This window comes from Cellulomonas sp. HZM, from assembly GCF_000708885.1.
Classification (GTDB): Bacteria; Actinomycetota; Actinomycetes; order Actinomycetales; family Cellulomonadaceae; genus Cellulomonas.
In genome coordinates, this window is sequence record NZ_JEOE01000003.1 from 70,492 (window position 1) to 88,041 (window position 17,550).

13 protein-coding genes are annotated in these 17,550 nt (G+C 74.7%); 8 read left to right on the forward strand and 5 right to left on the reverse strand.

All coding sequences use genetic code 11. The features are described 5' to 3' along the window. Nucleotides 1-82 precede the first annotated feature (82 nt). Nucleotides 83-574 (forward strand): GtrA family protein, encoded by a 492-nt coding sequence (locus AW16_RS0103085; RefSeq protein ID WP_051681620.1) that lies wholly within the window; start codon nt 83-85, stop codon nt 572-574. 10 nt (nt 575-584) lie between these two features. Here the strand turns inward: AW16_RS0103085 and manA are convergent, their stop codons facing one another. From manA to AW16_RS0103100, 3 genes are all read right to left on the reverse strand, one after another. Beyond that, a complete protein-coding gene (manA, locus tag AW16_RS0103090; RefSeq protein WP_029288120.1) occupies nt 585-1,772 on the reverse strand; it encodes a mannose-6-phosphate isomerase, class I in 1,188 nt (395 codons plus the stop codon). 181 nt (nt 1,773-1,953) lie between these two features. Beyond that, entirely contained in the window at nt 1,954-3,282 is a 1,329-nt protein-coding gene (locus AW16_RS0103095; RefSeq protein ID WP_029288123.1) for an ATP-binding protein, read from the reverse strand. 3 nt (nt 3,283-3,285) lie between these two features. Then, a complete protein-coding gene (locus AW16_RS0103100) occupies nt 3,286-3,996 on the reverse strand; it encodes a response regulator transcription factor (RefSeq protein WP_029288125.1) in 711 nt (236 codons plus the stop codon). 216 nt (nt 3,997-4,212) lie between these two features. Here AW16_RS0103100 and AW16_RS0103105 point away from each other — a divergent pair, with 216 nt between their 5' ends. The 5 genes from AW16_RS0103105 to AW16_RS0103130 all read left to right on the forward strand — a co-directional run bounded on the left by AW16_RS0103105 (nt 4,213) and on the right by AW16_RS0103130 (nt 13,591). Next, nucleotides 4,213-5,460: a sensor histidine kinase gene (locus AW16_RS0103105; protein WP_029288127.1), complete on the forward strand. Its 1,248-nt coding sequence runs from the start codon at nt 4,213-4,215 to the stop codon at nt 5,458-5,460. Further along, on the forward strand, nt 5,457-6,179 hold the full coding sequence (locus tag AW16_RS0103110; RefSeq protein ID WP_029288128.1) for a response regulator transcription factor: 723 nt from the start codon (nt 5,457-5,459) through the stop codon (nt 6,177-6,179). Before AW16_RS0103105 ends, AW16_RS0103110 begins: the two co-directional genes overlap by 4 nt. Nucleotides 6,180-6,286: 107 nt before the next feature. Beyond that, nucleotides 6,287-7,081, forward strand: coding sequence for an ABC transporter ATP-binding protein (locus AW16_RS0103115; protein WP_029288131.1), 795 nt, complete (start codon nt 6,287-6,289; stop codon nt 7,079-7,081). After that, the gene (locus AW16_RS0103120) at nt 7,081-9,594 is read left to right on the forward strand and encodes an ABC transporter permease (RefSeq protein ID WP_029288133.1); all 2,514 of its coding nucleotides are present in this window, start codon (nt 7,081-7,083) and stop codon (nt 9,592-9,594) included. The genes AW16_RS0103115 and AW16_RS0103120 overlap by 1 nt, the downstream gene beginning before the upstream one ends. Before the next feature lie 304 nt (nt 9,595-9,898). Continuing rightward, nucleotides 9,899-13,591, forward strand: coding sequence for an FtsK/SpoIIIE domain-containing protein (locus tag AW16_RS0103130; RefSeq protein WP_029288136.1), 3,693 nt, complete (start codon nt 9,899-9,901; stop codon nt 13,589-13,591). A gap of 21 nt (nt 13,592-13,612) precedes the next feature. On the opposite strand, the gene AW16_RS0103135 is transcribed toward AW16_RS0103130, so the two are convergent. Beyond that, nucleotides 13,613-14,017, reverse strand: a complete 405-nt coding sequence (locus tag AW16_RS0103135; RefSeq protein WP_029288138.1) for a hypothetical protein — start codon at nt 14,015-14,017, stop codon at nt 13,613-13,615. A 389-nt stretch (nt 14,018-14,406) separates the two neighbouring features. Here AW16_RS0103135 and AW16_RS0103140 point away from each other — a divergent pair, with 389 nt between their 5' ends. After that, nucleotides 14,407-14,655 carry a WhiB family transcriptional regulator gene (locus AW16_RS0103140; protein WP_029288139.1) on the forward strand — a complete coding sequence of 83 codons (249 nt, stop codon included), beginning with the start codon at nt 14,407-14,409 and terminating at the stop codon, nt 14,653-14,655. 301 nt (nt 14,656-14,956) lie between these two features. Here AW16_RS0103140 and AW16_RS0103145 read toward each other — a convergent pair whose 3' ends face one another. Then, a complete protein-coding gene (locus AW16_RS0103145) occupies nt 14,957-16,438 on the reverse strand; it encodes a sensor histidine kinase (RefSeq protein ID WP_029288141.1) in 1,482 nt (493 codons plus the stop codon). Between the two features lie 188 nt (nt 16,439-16,626). Between AW16_RS0103145 and AW16_RS0103150 the strand changes: the two genes are divergently transcribed. Further along, nucleotides 16,627-17,121: a DUF2505 domain-containing protein gene (locus AW16_RS0103150; RefSeq protein ID WP_034648060.1), complete on the forward strand. Its 495-nt coding sequence runs from the start codon at nt 16,627-16,629 to the stop codon at nt 17,119-17,121. Nucleotides 17,122-17,550 lie beyond the last annotated feature (429 nt).

Genomic DNA, 17,550 nt, shown 5'->3' on the forward strand with positions numbered 1-17,550 from the left:
CGCGGTAGCCGTGCGGCTCTCGCCCGCGGATCCGAGCAGATGCCAGGCAGGTGCCGGGCAGGCACACGAGGCAGGGGCGCGCGTGGACGAGACCGACGAGCAGGAGCGTGCGACGCCACCCCGCTCGGCGCTGCACGAGCGGCTGCTCGAGGTCGCGCGGTTCCTCGCCGTCGGCGGTGCCGCCTTCGTCGTCGACCTCGGCCTGTTCAACCTTCTCTGCTACGGCCCGGGGCACCTGCTGGGCGCCAAGCCGATCACCGCCAAGATCCTGTCCCTGGCGGCCGCGACCGCGGTGTCGTGGATCGGCAACCGGCACTGGACCTTCGCGACGCACGCGTCTCCCGCCCGGGGGCGCGAGCTGTTCGTCTTCGTCGTCATCAACCTGCTGGGCGCGGCGATCCCCGTCCTGACGCTCGCGTTCTCGCGCTACGTGCTCGACCAGACGTCGCAGCTCTCGGACAACGCGTGGACCGTCACCGGCATCGCCGTGGGCACGCTGCTGCGCTACTTCGGCTACAAGGCGTGGGTGTTCACCGCGCGGCCGGCGCAGGAAGCCGTCGCGACGATCGTCTGACGACGAGCCGTCAGGGCACGTCCGCCTGGATGAGGACACCGTCACCGCGCGCGGTGAGCGGACCGTCGGCCGCGGGCACGAACGCCGCCTGCCCGCGCTCGAGCACGAGCGTGCCGTCCATCTCGCCGTGCACCTCGACCTCGCCCTCGAGGCACAGGATGACCCGCGGACCGCGCCCGGGGATGCGCGTCGTCCCCTCGTCGGTCAGCCGCGTCACGGAGAGCTCGAAGTCGTCGACCGGCGCGTAGAAGATCTCGGTCGAGGTGAACACGCGCTCCGGCGCGATGCGGATGGGCGGTGCCGCGACGGTGTCGAGCGCGGCGAGCAGCTCGTCGGTGTCCACGTGCTTGACCGTGAGGCCCGCGCGCAGCACGTTGTCGGAGCTCGCCATGATCTCGACCGCGACCCCGCCGAGGTAGGCGTGGACCGCGCCCGCGGGCACGAACAACGCCTCGCCGGGGTGCAGCGTCACCGGGTTGAGCAGCACCGACGTGACGGCCCCCGGGTCGCCGGGGTACGCCGCGGCGAGCCGCATCACGGTCCGGTCCGTGCGCGGGGACGGCGAGCCGTCCTCGAGCCGGCGCGCGCACGCGGCGGCGAACTCGTCGACGTCCGGCGCGGCCGGGCGGGTCCGCGCGTCGAGCAGCCACGAGAACGCGGCCCGCACGCCCGACGGCGTCGGGTCGCACACGAGGATGTCCGCGAGCTGCTTCGCGAGCGGCACGTCGAGTCCCTCGAGCAGCTCGGCCGCGCGCCGCGGCGCCCGGAAGCCGACCATCGCGTCGAGCCGGGTCAGCGCGTAGACCAGCTCGGGCTTGTGGTTGTCGTCCCGATAGCTGCGGTCCGGTGCGTCGAGGGGCACCGCCGCGGCGTTCTCACGCTCGAAGCCGGCCCGTGCACGAGCGATGTCCGGGTGCACCTGGAGCGAGAGCGGAGCATCAGCCGCGATGAGCTTGAGCAGGTACGGCAGGCGCGCCCCGAACCGGGTCACGACGCCTTCGCCCAGGGCGTGCAGGGGGTCACGGCCGATGAGCTCGTCGAGCGCCGGGCCGTCGACGACGGACGACGGCGCGCTCGGGTACGCCCCGAACCACGCCTCCGCGAGGGGGTGCCCGTCCGGCACGGTCCGCAGGACGTCCTGCAGGGCCGTGGTCGACCCCCACTGGTAGCTCTGCGTGGAGGGTGTCAGGCGGTACAACGTGGCTCCTGTCCGGCTCTGTCGACGCGACGGCACGCGGGCTGTCGCGTCCGAGCGCCTACCGTACGGGACGCGATCAGGACATATTGCCCAGTTCGTACGTCGTTCAGCCAGGCTTCGTCGAACCGTCGACCGCCGATCACGCGACCGGCGTGGCCGGCGCCGTGCGCGGACCGGACGATCACGACCGCCTCCGCCGGTCCGGCCGCCCCGTGACGACCGCACCGAGCGGGAGCACGACGTCGGGGCGCAGCGAGGCCGGCACGCCCGACAGGAACAGCGCGAACACCGCCGGGCGCCGCTGCGCGAGCTCGAGCCGGCCGCCGTCGGCCGCGGCGAGGTCGCGCGCGAGCGCGAGACCCAGGCCGGTGCCCTTGCCCGACGTCACCTCGCGCTCGAAGATTCGCCCGGCGAGCTCGTCGGGCACGCCCGCTCCCTCGTCGGCCACCTCGACGACGACCATGCCGGACGGCCCGCCGGGTCGGGACCGCACGGTCGTCGTCCCCGCACCGTGCTTGAGCGAGTTCTCGACGAGCGTCGCGACGACCTGCGCGAGCGCACCGGGCGTCGCGAGCACCTGCGTCGCGGGGTCGACCTCGACGACGAGCTGGCGCCCCGCGGCCTCGAACGTGGGCGCCCACTCCTCCTCCTGCTGGTGCACCACCTCGATGAGGTCCACCGCCTCGGTGGTTCCGCCCGCGCTGCGACGCGACGAGAGCAGCAGGTCGTCGACGACGCGGACGAGGCGCTCGACCTGCTCGAGCGAGATGCGCGCCTCCTCACGGACCTCGTCGGAGTCGGTCGCGAGCATGATCTCCTCGAGCCGCATCGACAGCGCCGTGAGGGGTGTGCGCAGCTGGTGGGACGCGTCCGAGGCGAACTGCCGCTCGGAGGCGAGGCGCGCCGCCATCCGGTCGGCGCTGCGTGCGAGCTCGGCCGCGACGAGGTCGATCTCCTCGACGCCGGACGGCTCGAGCCGGGGACGCACCTGCCCGGACCCGAGCTGCTCGGCCGACGCCGCGAGGTACACCAGCGGCGCGGCGAGCCGGTTGGCCTGCCAGATCGCCATCGCGATGCCCGCCGCGAACGCGACGACCGCGGCGACGACGACGAGTGCGATCACACGTGCGCTGAGCCAGAAGACGTCCCACCACGAGACGTACAGCATGACGTCGGCGCCGGTCCCGGACGTGGCGTGCACCGAGAGCGTGCGACCCGCGATGCGGTCGCCCGCCTGGAGCACACGGCCGTCGGGCGTGCGCACGACGACGGACGCGTCGACCTCGTCGGGCTCGGGACCCGTGTAGGGCAGGAGCATCCGGTCGGTGAGGTCGATGCCCTGGTCGATCCGGAAGTCGATCGTGCGCGCGACCGACTGTGCCCGCGACTGCAGCGACTGCATCTCGTTCTCGCGCACGAGCTGCGCGCCGAGGAACGCGAGGGGGAACCCGAGCAGGACGACCGCGACGGTGACCGCCGCGATGGTCGCCTGCAGGACGCGACGACGCACGGGCTAGTGCTGGTGGTCGGAGGTCGCGCCCGTGCCGGCGCCGGTCTCGAACCGGAAGCCCATGCCGCGCACGGTGGTCACGTACCGCGGCGCGTTCGCGTCGTCGCCGAGCTTGCGGCGCAGCCAGGACACGTGCATGTCGAGCGTCTTCGTGGAACCCGTCGGGTCGGAGTCCCACACCTCGCGCATGAGCGTCTCGCGGGCGACGACAGTGCCCGCGGCACCCACCAGGACGCGCAGCAGGTCGAACTCCTTGGCGGTCAGGTGCAGCTCGCGCTCGCCCTGGAACGCCCGGTGCGCGGCGACGTCGACGCGCACGTTCTGCGCGTGCAGCTCGTCCTCGTCGGTCGGCTCCCCCACCGTGCGGCGCAGCAGCGCACGCACCCGGGCGAGCAGCTCCGCGAGGCGGAACGGCTTGGTCACGTAGTCGTCGGCGCCCGCGTCGAGCCCGACGACCAGGTCCACCTCGTCGGCGCGCGCCGTGAGCACCAGCACCGGGGTGGTCAGGCCCTGGTTGCGGATCGCGCGAGCGACGTCGAGCCCGTCCATGTCCGGCAGGCCGAGGTCGAGGACGACGAGATCGGCCTCTGCCGCGCCGTCGATCGCGCCCTGGCCCGTCCCCTGCACACGCACGTCGTAGCCCTCGCGGCCCAGCGCGCGGGCCAAAGGCTCGGCAATCGCAGGGTCGTCCTCGGCCAGCAGCACCTGGGTCATCGCCCCATGCTAGGTCACGACGAGCGCCCGACCACCAGCCCTCGGCCCCGGATCGGCCCTGAATCTGCCATGACTTCGTCACACGCCGGTATGCAGGTCGACCGTGCCGAGCTCGACGCACCCGGGTACCGGTCGGACCCAGGTATGACGCCCCGGTCGCCGACGTCGGACCCTCGCACGACGCGGCCGACGGCCGCGCCCGCCTACGCTCGAGGGATGAACACGTGGGAGCGGCTGCTGGCCTGGGGCGAGCAGCACCGCTTCGCGGTCGACGCCTGCGGGACGCTCGCGCTGCTGGCCCTCGTCGTGCCGACCACCGCGTCGTTCAACGACGCGCTGATCTACGACAGCACGCGCTCGGGTGCGCTGCTCGCCGTGCTGCTCGTGACGCCGCTCGCGTGGCGACGGGTCGCCCCCACGCTCTCGGCCGTCGCGGTCTACACGGTCGCGCTCTGCCAGATCGTCTTCGTGACACCGCTAGCGCTCCCCGCCGACTTCGCGGTGCTCGCCGCGCTCTACTCGGTGACCGTGCACGGTCCGCGCTGGGCGCACCGCGTCGCGATGGCGTCCTCGCTCGTCGGCGCCGTCGCGCTCGGGCTCGCGGTGGACCCCCGGCGCTCGCTTCCCGGCGCGACCGCCGCCGCGGTGTTCGTCGCGACGTTCTCGCTCGCGGTGTGGGCGTTCGGGCTCGTCCGACGAGCGCGTCGCGAGACCGTCGAGGCGCTCGTCGACCGCGCGCAACGGCTCGAGGTCGAACGGGACCAGCAGGCGCAGCTCGCGACCGCCGCCGAGCGTGCCCGCATCGCACGCGAGATGCACGACATCGTGGCGCACTCGCTCTCGGTGGTCATCGCTCAGGCCGACGGCGGGAGGTACGCGGCCGCGAGCGACCCGGCTGCGGCGCAGCGCGCGCTCGCGACGATCGCGGAGACCGGGCGCGCGGCGCTGACGGACATGCGCCGGCTCCTGGGCGTCCTGCGGGACGAGCCCGGGGAAGCGCGCTCGTCGTCCGCCGCCGGGACCGTCGTGCCCCAACCGGCCGAGGGCGACCTCGACGCGCTCGTCGAGCAGGTACGCGCCAGCGGCACGCAGGTCTCGCTCGTGCGCATGGGCGCTCCGCGAGCGCTGCCTCCCGGCGTCGGGCTCACGGTCTACCGGATCGCCCAGGAGTCGCTCACCAACGTGCTCAAGCACGCCGGCCCGGACCCGCAGGTCACGCTCATGGTGCAGTGGCAGAGCGAGTCGATCGCGCTCGAGATCACCGACGACGGACGCGGCGCCGCGGCCGAGGGCGACGGGCAAGGCCACGGGCTGCGTGGCATGCGGGAGCGGGCCTCGATGTTCGGCGGCACGCTGAGCGCGGGTCCACGTCCGGGCGGGGGCTTCCGTGTGCGGGCGCTCCTGCCGACGACCGGCGGCGTCACGAGCGCCGCGGCACAGCCCCAGGAGCAGGAGACCGCATGACCGGCAGCAACGGCACCGTCCGCGTCGCGCTCGTCGACGACCAGCAGCTGGTCCGAGCGGGCTTCCGCATGGTGATCGACTCGCAGCCCGACCTCGAGGTGGTGCTCGAGGCCGGCGACGGCGCCCAGGCCGTGCGCGCGCTCGGACCCGGTGCCGCCGCGGGACCGGTCGACGTCGTGCTCATGGACGTGCGCATGCCGACGATGGACGGCCTGACGGCGACCGCGCAGATCACGGCCGCCGACGCGCCGGGCCGTCCCGCGCCGCGCGTGATCGTGCTGACGACCTTCGACCTCGACGAGTACGTGCTCGCCGCGATCCGCGCCGGCGCGAGCGGCTTCCTGCTCAAGGACGCTCCGCCCGAGGAGATGCTCGCGGCGATCCGCACGGTGCACCGGGGTGACGCGGTCATCGCGGCGTCGAGCACGCGGCGGCTGCTCGAGCACCTCGTCACCGTGCTCCCGGCACAGGCCGACGACAGCGCGCCCGACCCGGCGCGAGCCGCGGTCGCGGACCTGACCGAGCGCGAGCGCGAGGTGCTCGTGCTCATGGCGCGCGGGCGCTCGAACACCGAGATCGGCGCCGAGCTGTACGTCGCGGAGGCGACCGTCAAGACGCACGTCGGGCGCATCCTCGCCAAGCTGGGAGCGCGCGACCGGGTGCAGGCCGTCGTCACGGCGTACGAGACCGGGCTGGTGCGGCCCGGCGACGGGGGCTGAGAGCCCCAGGTCGCAGGCGGGTACGACCTGGGTACGACACGGGTGGGACCCAGGAGACGACCACGGGCCGATGCCCGCGACATCGACCGCCGCCTAGCGTCGAGGGCATGGACATCACCACCAGCCCCGACCTCTCGTCGGCCTCGTCCCCGCACGCCGCGACAGCCTCCAGCGCCCGTGGCCTGACCAAGGTCTACGGCTCCGGACCGGCCGCGGTCCGCGCGCTCGACGGCGTCGACGTCGACTTCGCCGCCGGCGCGTTCACGGCGATCATGGGCCCCTCGGGCTCGGGCAAGTCGACGCTCATGCACGTCCTCGCGGGTCTCGACCAGGCCAGCTCCGGGTCGGTGCGGCTCGGCGGGACCGACATCACGTCGCTCGGCGACGACGCGCTCACGCAGCTGCGCCGCGACCGGGTGGGCTTCGTCTTCCAGTCCTTCAACCTGCTGCCGATGTTCACGGCCGAGCAGAACGTCCTGCTCCCGCTCGAGCTCGCGGGTGCGAAGGTCGACCGCGAGTGGTTCGACACGCTGGTCACCACGCTCGGGCTGCGCGAGCGGCTCACGCACCGGCCCAGCGAGCTGTCCGGCGGGCAGCAGCAGCGCGTCGCGATCGCACGTGCGCTCATCGCGAAGCCCGAGGTCGTGTTCGCCGACGAGCCCACCGGCAACCTCGACTCGCGCTCGGGTGCCGAGGTGCTGAGCTTCCTGCGGCGCTCGGTGCGCGAGCTCGGCCGCACGATCATCATGGTCACGCACGACCCCGCGGCCGCCGCCTACGCGGACCGCGTCGTGCTCATCGCCGACGGCCGGATCGCGGGCGACATCGCCGACCCGACCCCCGAGTCGGTGCTCGCAGGCCTCGACGCCCTGCGCACGCTCGAGCAGCCGGCGGCGATCTGATGCTGCGACTCACGCTCGCCCAGATGCGGCGCAGCCTGGGCCGGCTGACGGCGGCCGCGATCGCGATCGCGATCGGCGCCGCATTCGTCGCCGCCACGCTGCTCACCGGCAACATCATCACGCGCACCAGCTACGACGCGGTCACCGCGAAGCTCGCGGGCGCCGACCTCGTCGTCGACCTGAACAGCCGCTACACGCCCGCGGTGCTCGACAAGATCCGTGCGACGCCTGGGGTCGCGCACGCCGAGCGGCTCGACCAGTACGGGTTCGAGATCGGCGACGGGAACCGGTCCGAGTACGTCACGGCGCTCGCCGCGATGGACGACCCCGACCTCGACAGCGTCGACGTGACGTCCGGGAAGGTCCCGGGCGCGGGTCAGACGGCTCTGCCGACGAGCCTCGCCGAGCGGCTCCATGTGGGGGTCGGCGACCGGGTGCGCGTCACGACCTACGACGCCGACGGCAACCCCGTCCCCGTCGAGCTCAGCGTCTCGGGCATCACCGACGACCCGCAGGGTGCGTGGTCGACGACCGACGGCGCCGCGCTGTTCGCGCGGTCCGACATGGAGAAGTGGGCAGGCGAGGACCTCACGTCGGACGTCACCGTGCTCGTGCGGTCGGACGACCCCGAGGCGGCTCGCGCGGCGCTCGCCGGCGCGATCCCGGCAGACACCGCGGTCCGCACGCGTGCGCAGGCGGCAGAGCTCGCCGTGAAGCAGGTCTCGGGCGACGGCAAGATCGTCGTGACGTTCGTGCTCGGGTTCGCCGCGGTCGCGCTGGTCGTCGCGGGGCTCGTCATCTCCAACACGTTCCAGGTGCTCGTCGCGCAGCGCACCCGCACGCTCGCCCTGCTGCGCTGCGTGGGGGCCCGGCGCAGCCAGCTGCGCACGTCGGTGGTGACCGAGGCGACGATCCTCGGCGTCGCCTCGTCGCTCGTCGGCGTGCTCGCCGGGACGCTGCTCACGCAGGCCGCGCTGCTCGTCGTCGGACCGATGAACGACGGGGTGCCCCTGCCGAAGACGATCACGTTCTCGCCGGCCGTGCTGCTCGTGCCGCTGGTCGCAGGCACCCTCGTCACGGTGCTCGCGTCGCTCGTCCCCGCGCGGGCAGCGACCCGCGTGGCACCCATCGCCGCGCTGCGCCCGCTCGACGCCCCCGTGCTCTCGTCGCACGCCGGACGCGTCCGTCTCGTGCTGTCGCTGCTCATGGTGGTCGGCGGCTTCGCCGGGCTCGCACTCGCCGTCGTCGGCTCGTTCCAGGGCGTGAGCGCGCTCGCGATGCTCGGCCTCGGTGTCCTGTCGGGCGCCGTGTCGTTCGTCGGCGTGCTCGTCGGCGCCGTGTTCTGGATCCCGAAGGTCGTGGGTGGCGTCGGCCGGCTCGTCGACCGCGCCGGACCCACGGCGCGGCTCTCGACCGCCAACACGGTGCGCAACCCGCGCCGCACCGCGGCCACCAGCACCGCGCTGCTCATCGGCGTGACCCTCGTGGTCATGATGAGCACCGGCGCGGCGAGCGCACGGGCGTCCTTGTCGGCCCAGCTCGACCAGCAGTTCCCCGTGGACATGCTCGTCGAGGCCCAGGCGACGGACGACGCCGGGCACGCGCAGCTGCCCGCCGACGCGCTCGCGACCGTGCGAGGCGTCGACGGGGTGCAGGACGCGGAGACGCTGCGGACGTCGTTCGTCTCGGTCGGCGACGCCGTGGTCGGCGTCGCGGCCGTGACACCCGAGCGTGCGCGGGCGCTGCTGCGGGACGACAGCTCGGCGGCGCACCTCGACGACTCGACGATCGTCACGCCCCGCGGCTTCGACGTCGACCGCGAGCACACCGACACCGTCCGGGCGACCGACGGCTCCGGCGCGACCGTCGCCGGCGGTACCTCGCTGCAGCTCCGGCACGTCGCCGACACCGGGCTGCACGGCAGCTCCCTCGTCACCCCCGCGACGCTCGCGAAGCTCGACCCAGGAGCCACCGACGGCCTGATCTGGGTCCGGGTCGCATCCGGCGCCAACGCGGTGACCGTGCTCAACGACGTGCGCGACGCCCTCGACGGCAGCGTGTCCGTCGAGAGCGCCGCCGCGGAGCGCGCGGGCTACGAGCAGATCATCTCGACCCTGCTCACGATCGTCATCGGGCTGCTCGCGGTCGCCGTCGTGATCGCACTCGTGGGCGTCGCGAACACGCTCTCGCTGTCGGTGCTCGAGCGTCAGCGGGAGTCGGCCACCCTGAGGGCGATCGGCCTGTCCCGGCGCAGGCTGCGCTGGTCGCTGGGCATCGAGGGGATGCTCATCGCCGGCGTGGGCGCGCTGCTCGGCGTCCTGCTCGGAGCCGTGTACGGCTGGGCGGGTTCGGCGGTCGTGCTCGGGCGCGTCGGCGAGCTGCACCTCGCCGTGCCGTGGCGTGACCTGGTCGTGGTGCTCGCCGTCGCGGTCGCGGCGGGGCTGCTCGCCTCCGCCCTGCCCGCGCGGCGGGCGGCGCGGACGTCGCCGGTCGCGGCGCTGGGGGTCGAGTGAGCACCTGACGCGCGCACCGCGTTTGCCCGGCTCGTCCGGGCACGCCGGTCCCGGTCGGAGGCGGAGGGGTCGTCGACCGGGGCCGGCGCGTGGTGCGGGCATCGTGCTGGGCGGGCATCGTGCTGGGCGGGCATCGTGCTGAGCAGGGTGGCGGGCGCGTGGGGCAGGGGGCCACGCGCCCGTCCGTGCGCCCGTGCGTCCGCCTGTCCGTCGAGCCTGACGGCGGGCCTGTGGACGACGCGACCGTCCACGCCACGCGGAGCCGGTCGCACGCCGCGTGCCGAACGCCCGCGAGCCTCGTGATGTGCTCCTGACCGTCGTGCCCCCGCGCCAGCCGCCGTTCGACGTCGACGTCGCGCCCGGGGTCCCGGTGGCCGTGCTCCGCGGGCGGATCGCACGCCTCACCGGCGACCCGCGCTGGGCGTCGAGCACGCTGCACGTGCACGACCGTCGCCTCGACGACACGCACCGCGTCGGCCACGCGCCCCTCGTCGAGGGCGCGCGGCTGCTCACGGTGCCGTCCGACCCCGACCCCGCCGCGACGGCCGCCGCGGCGGCGTGGCACCTCGCCGTGGTCGCGGGCGACGACGTCGGGCACGTGCTCGCCGTGACCGCGCGGGGCGTCGTCGTCGGCGCCCCGGGGACGACAGCCGACCTGCGGGTCGGCGGCACGGCCCGTGCCGTCCGGGCGCGTACCGTGCGCGCGGGCGTCCGGGTGCGTGTGGGATCCGGGCGGCCGCGGCGAGCACGGCACGGCGACAGGTTCACCACGGGCAGCGCCGTCGTCGAGCTGCGCTCGCGCGACGGCATCGGGGTACCGCGGTCCCGCGCCGGCACCGAGCACGTCGCGGCCTGGCTCGCATCAGGGCTCGGCGCCGCGGCGCTCGCGGCTGCGGCTCGTCAGCCGCTCTTCCTCGTCGCAGCGCTCGTCGGTCCCCTCGTCTCGGCCGGCGGTGCGGTGATCGACCGACGACGCCGGGCGGGCTCCACCCCGCACGCGTCGCCGCACTCCGGTGCGGCGGACGCGCGCGAGCCCGGGGCGATCGACGTGGCGGCCGTCGTGACCCGGTCGGCCGCCGCCGTCGAGCCGGCGGTCGCGGCCCACGGACCTTGGTCGCACGACGGGTCGGCGACCGTCCTCGGCGACCGGGCCGGCGCGCTGGCGGCCGCTCGGCACGTGGTCGTCGGAGCGGTCGGCTCGCACGCCCGGTCGCGCGTCGCGGTCGCGACCGCGCGCCGCGAGGACTGGGAGTGGTGCCGGTGGGTCGCGGCCGGCTGGGACGACGCGGACGTGCTCGTCGCCGACCTTCCCCTGGACGACGACGTGCTCGTGCGCGTCGCGGCGTGGCGCGCCGGCGCACCCGCCGGGCGACGACTGCTCGTGGTGGGAACCGACGAGCAGCAGCTGCCCGCGTGGGCACCGCGTCCTGTTCCCGCTCAGGCGCCGGGGATGACCGAGGACGCCGCACAGGACCAGCTGCGCCGCGCCGTCGCAGCACGTGCGTCCGCGGACGAGCGGTCCGCCGTCCCCGGTTCGGCGACGCTCGGCGGGCTGACGGGCACACCCACGCCGGACCCCACGGCCGTCGCGGCCGCCTGGGAGGCCTGCGGCGCCGCGCTCGTCGCACCGCTCGGTGTCGGTGCGGCCGGCGTCGAGCACCATCTCCACCTGGAACGCGACGGGCCGCACGCGCTCGTCGGCGGCACGACGGGCTCCGGCAAGTCGGAGCTGCTGGTGACGCTGGTGCTCTCTTGCGCGCTCCGGTACCCGCCCGAGCGTCTCGCGGTCCTCCTGGTCGACTTCAAGGGCGGTTCGGGGCTCGGACCCCTCGCCGCTCTCCCCCACGTCCTCGACCACGTCACGGACCTCGACGCGCCGAGAGCCCGACGGCTCCTCACGCTCCTGCGCGCCGAGCTGGGCCGCCGCGAACGGGTGCTGAGCTCGGCAGGCGTCGCCGACCTCGCCGACCTGGACCCGCTCGACCCACGCACCCCACCGCGACTGCTGGTCGTCGTCGACGAGCTCCGTGCGCTCGTCGACGACGTCCCGGGAGCCGCGACGGCGCTCGCCCGTGTCGCCGCGCTCGGACGCGCGCTCGGCGTGCACCTCGTCCTCGCCACGCAGCGTCCGGCGGGTGCGACGACCCCCGAGCTGAGGGCGAACGTGTCGCTGCGGGTCGCGCTGCGCGTCGCCGACGCGGCGGAGTCCGTCGACCTCCTCGACTCGACCGCTGCGGCCTCGATCGACCCCGGCACGCCGGGCAGGGCGATGGTGCGGCACGCGGGCGGCGCCTGCGTTCCCGTGCAGGTCGCACAGGCACGCCGCTGGGTAAGGACGCCCGTGGCGCTGGTCGAGCCCGGTGCGCGTCGGCTCGCGCACGAGTCGTCCGGCCGGGCGCCAGGCCGCGCGCACGAGCAGGGTCGCGACGCGCGCGACGACCTGTCGCGCTGGGTGACCGCTGCGCGCGAGGCCGCGCACGGACGGCGTCCGGCGGTGCCGTGGGCGTCCGCGCTGCCGCTCGCGGTGGGCGACGACGAGCTCGTCACGATCGTGGACGACGAGGCGTACGACCCGGACGCTCCCCGTGCCGGGCTGCCGCTCGCCCTGCCCCTCGCCCTGCCCCTCGCCCTGGCGGACGACCCGCGGTCCCAGCGGCGCTCGCTCGTCCGGTGGGACGCCGACCGGGGGCACCTGCTGGTCGTCGGCGCGCCGGGTTCGGGCAGGACGACCGCGCTCGTCACGGCCGGCCTCGCCGCGCTGCGTGCCGGGCTCGAGGTGCACGCCGTCGGGCTGCCGCCGAGCGCGACCGAGCGCCTGCGGTCCGCGACGACCGGCGCGTTCGGGACGGCGGTGCGCGCCGACGACCCCCGGCTGCTGGCCCGGCTGCTCGAGGTGCTCGCCGCCGCGTCGCCCATCGCGCGGCAGCCGGTGCTGCTCGTCGACGGGCTCGACGTCGTGCTCGAGCAGCTCGCGCACGTCGGGCGTGGCGCGGGCGCCGACCGCCTGGTAGCGGCGTGGCGCGGACCGCGTCGGTACGTGTCGGTCGCCGCGGCAGGTCCGCCGCGGTCGACGGTGCTCGCGCACATCGGGGCTTTCGCGGACCGGCTCGTGCTCCCCTGCGGCGACGACGCTACCGATGCGCTCGTCGGCGTCCCCGCGGGCGGCGAGCACGTGCGTGACGTCCGCGGTCGCGCGGTGCACCTACGAGGCTCGGCGGCGCTCGAGTGCCAGGTGGCGCTGCCGACCGACGACGACCCGGCCGCCGTGCAGTCCCGTCCGACGGGCACGGAGCACGCCCGACCCGAGCCGGCGGTGCCGCGGCTCGTCGCGCTGCCGTCGTCGGTCGCCCGTCCCCGGGGCGGGGGCACGCCCTCGTCGCCCGGCCCGACGGCCGAGGGGTTCACGCTCGGGGTGGGCGGAGACGACGCCCGTCCGCTGGTCGTCCCAGAGGGCTCGCTCCTCGTCGTCGGGCCGCCGGGATCCGGGCGCTCGAACGCACTGCAGGTGCTCGCGCACCAGGCCCGCGCGCGCGGGCGCCACGTCGTCGACGTGAGCCGCACGCACGACGTCGCCGCTCGTGACACCGGCCGTGCGACCGCCGGTGGGGTCTCAGCTGACCTCTCAGCTGACCTCTCAGCCGGCGACGACGCGGCGGGCTACGGGTTCCCGCGTGGCTCGGTGGTCGTCGTCGACGACCTCGACGAGCTCGAGCTGCTCCGGCCCGAGACCGCGGCCGCGGTCGAGACAGCCCTCGGCGAGCGGTCGGCCGTCGTGCTCGCGTCGACCACGTCGGCAGCAGCGGCTGCGGCGTACCGGGGTGCGGCGGCCGCGCTCGTGCGCGCCCGGTCGCTCGTCGTGCTCGACGTGCGCGACCCGTCGTCGGCCGAGCTCGTCGGGCCGCGTGCCTCGTGGTGGGCAGATCCCGCGCCGCCGCCCGGCCGTGGTGTCGTCGTGCACCGGGGTACGACGACACCTGTCCAGGTCTACCGTGCGTGAGGCCCTACCGTGCGTGCGGCGTCACGGCTGCTCGGACGGTCCGCCGCCGGCACGCAGCGACGTCGCCGCGACCACCGAGGGCAGGAGCAGCGCCACACCGACCACGAGCGCCACCGCCAGCACCGCGATCCCCCACGGCGTGACCTGCTGGCCGAGCCATCCGAGCGAGAGCACGACCAGGAGCACCTGCCATGTCATGACGGGTGAGCGCGCCCAGCGTCGCCCGTTCCAGAGCCCACGCGCGGCCGCGACGAGCACCAGCGCGATCGCGAGGCAGAACACGACGAGGAACACGAGCGCGCCGGGGACCTCAGCGCGTCCACGCACGAGGTCGACGAGCCAGGCGACGGCGAGGCCGACGAACACCGCGGCCTCGAGGAGGACGAGGAGGCAGACGGCGGCGAGTGCGGGAGGACGTCGTTCCACGGGTGCGAGCCTAGGTGCTGTCCGGAAGTAGCTCCGCAGCTGCTCGGCAGCCGCTCGGCAGCCGCGGAGGCGGTCGTCGCGGACGACACCGTCGCACGGCGCTGCGCCGCTCGCCCGGGTCCCCTCGCGTCTCTGCGGAGCCATCGCCTGGACATTCGTCCAGGATTAGCCGGATCGCGACGTCGTCGCACGTGACGACACGTGTACAGGCGGCTCAAAGGTGTGACGAAGACCTCACCCGTGATCAAGTCGAAACCTATTCGTAACCCCTTGTGCAGGAGCGCGACGGATGTGACTCTAGAACGAGCACGTCCCCCCACCCCTATTACCACGCTCTGAAGCGCGCCCTGACCACGGGTGCCCAGAGACGTGCGCCGAGGAGAGAAATCATGGATTGGCGCCACCGCGCAGCGTGTCTCGACGAGGACCCCGAGCTCTTCTTCCCGATCGGCAACACGGGCCCCGCGCTCCTGCAGATCGACGACGCGAAGGCCGTGTGCCGTCGCTGCGACGTCGTCGACACGTGCCTGAAGTGGGCGATCGAGACGGGTCAGGACGCGGGTGTCTGGGGCGGGCTGTCGGAGGACGAGCGCCGCGCCCTCAAGCGCCGCACCGCGCGCCAGCGCCGCGCCGGCTGAACCGCACCGCCCGAGCCATCGGCTCGAGAGCATCCCCGAGCGTCCCCGCGGCCTCGCCGCCGCGACCGGAGCTCCACGAAGGGGCCGACCTCGCACAGGTCGGCCCCTTCGTCGTCCCCTCACGACGCACCGGACGCCACGACGCACCGGCCGAGGTCCCCTCACGACGCACCGGACGAGTGCGCCGGTTCAGGACGAGCGCGCCGGTCCAGACCTCGACTGTCGTCCCGAACTGGCGCACTCAGCGCTGCGCAGGTGGGTCGCAGCTGCTCGAGCGAGGCCGGGCAGCTCGCGGGAAGGGTCAGCCCAGGGTGGCGTCGCGGGGCTCGCGCAGGCGGCACTCGATGACGACCGACGTGCCACCGCCCTCGCGGGGGTGCCACGCGATGGTCCCTCGCAGCTCGTTCGCGACGAGGGTCGACACGATCTGCGTGCCCAGCCCGGTGCCTGCCCCGCGCCCGGGCGGCAGGCCCGCGCCGTCGTCGGCCACCTCCACCCGCAGCTCCTCGCCGTCCCGGTCGACGACCACCTCGACGCTGCCGGACTCACGCCCCTCGAACCCGTGCTCGACCGCGTTGGTGACCAGCTCGGTCAGCACCAGGACGAGAGCCGTCGCGTCGTCGGCCGGAACCGACCCGAACGTCCCGCGCACCGTCGTGCGCACGTGCGCACCGGCGGTGGCGACGTCGGCAGCGAGGCGCAGGCTGCGGCCCACCAGGTCGTCGAACGGCACGGTCTCGTCGATGGTCTGGGAGAGCGCCTCGTGCACCAGCGCGATCGTCGCCACGCGACGCATGGCCTCGCCGAGCGCCTCCTTCGCCTCGGGCGACTCGACGCGCCGCGACTGCAGCCGCAGGAGCGCGGCCACGGTCTGCAGGTTGTTCTTCACGCGGTGGTGGATCTCGCGGATCGTCGCGTCCTTGGTGATGAGCTCGCGCTCGCGACGACGCAGCTCGGACACGTCGCGGCACAGCACCACCGCTCCGAGCCGGTCGCCGTGCTCGGTGAGCGGCACCGCGCGCAGCGACAGCGCCACACCGCGGGCCTCGACGTCGGTGCGCCACGGTGCGCGCCCCATGAGCACGAGCGGCATCGACTCGTCGACCGTCGCGCGCTGCTCCACGAGGTTCGCGGTGACCTCGACGAGCGAGCGCCCCACGAGGTCACCGAGCGCGCCGAGCCGGTGGAAGCAGGACAGCGCGTTGGGGCTCGCGTACAGCACCTCCCCCTCCGAGTTGAGCCGCACCAGGCCGTCTCCCACACGCGGGGCACCGCGGCGCGGGCCGGTCGGCGCGTCGGGCGAGGGGTACTCGCCGCGCGCGATCATCCCGACGAGGTCGTCGGCCGCCTCCACATAGTTGAGCTCGAGCCGGCTCGGCGTCCGGGCGCCGCCCAGGTTGGTCTGCCGCGCGACGACCGCGATCGCACGTCCTCGGCGGACCACCGGCACGGCCTCCTCGCGCACCGCGTACGCACCGAACCAGCGCGGTTCGCGCGACCGCTGCGGCGCCTGCTCCTCGAGCGCACGCCTGAGCTGCGGCCGCTGCCCCTCGGGGGCGTAGGAGCCGACGATGTCGTCATGGTGGACCGTCGCGCCCGTCGACGGCCGCGCCTGACCGACGGCCACGAAGTCGCCGTCGTCGGTGGGCAGCCACAGCACGAGGTCCGCGAACGCGAGGTCCGAGACCACCTGCCAGTCGCCGACGAGGAGGTGGAGCCACTCGAGGTCGGCGGCGTCGAGCTGTCGCGCATGCCGGGTGACGAGGTCGCTGAGCGTGGGCACGGGTCCCAGGGTAGGCGGCGCCCCGCGCGAGCCGCCCGCAGGTTAGTCTCGTCGGGACGGTCGTGCGGCGCGAGCACCCTGCTGGTTCTGCTCGGACGAGGACCGACGAGCACCCGCGAGGCCCGACGGGAGCCGACGGGACCACGTCCGGCCGGTCGCGGCCGACCGATCGACCGGAGGGCAGCCGCGTGCACCTGAGACTCGACCTGCCGCTTCCCGCATCGGCGGACCGGGCGGCCGCGCTGCTCGCGGACCCGCAGTTCGCGCGGGACGCCGCGAGCGCGGCCGGCGCGGGGCTCGACCACGTCGAGCTCACGGGGTCGCCCGACGGAGCGTTCACGGTGACGACGCGCCGCTCCTTCCCCGCCGACCAGATCCCCGCGCACCTGCGCGGCTTCGTGGGCGGTCGCATCGACGTACGCCAGGTGGACGCCTGGGAGGCGCCGCGCGCGGACGGCTCCCGGGTCGGCACCGTGGTCGTCGAGATCGCCGGGGCACCGGTGCGGCTCACCGGTCGGTCGTCGCTGCACGAGCAGGCGCCCGGCTCGACGCTCGTGACCTACGAGGGGGAGCTGCGCGCCGCGATCCCGCTCTTCGGCGCGGCCGTCGAGCAGGCGGCGGCCGGCACGATCCGTACGGCGTTCGCGACGACGGCCGAGGTCGCACGCGCGCACCTCTCCTGACGTCGGCGCGCGCGGCCCGGGCTCCCGCGTACCCGCCCACGGATCCCTGCCCGCCCTCCAGGTGCGCCTGTGCCCGCTGCGAGTGCGCGTCCACGGCGCCGGCTCGCACATGCCGCCACGCTCACCCGTGCGTGCGAGTCGTCGTCGGCTGCGGAGCGGACTCGAGGCCGTAACGATTCGGTAACACACTCGAGGACGAAAGTGCTTCTGACCTGCAGCGACGCGAGTGTGGGATCGCTACCACACCCGCCGCGGCGCCCCGCCTTCTTGACACCCGTCACCGCCGGGACGACAGTTCCTCCCAGCGCGTGGGAACGCTCCCGCAACTGCGGAGGGGAGCGCTCCCAAGCCCGGGTCCGCCAGACCCACGCCTCAGGTCCGTCACGGCTGACGGGCCGCCTGCGGCATCCAGGTACGGCGACGCCGCCG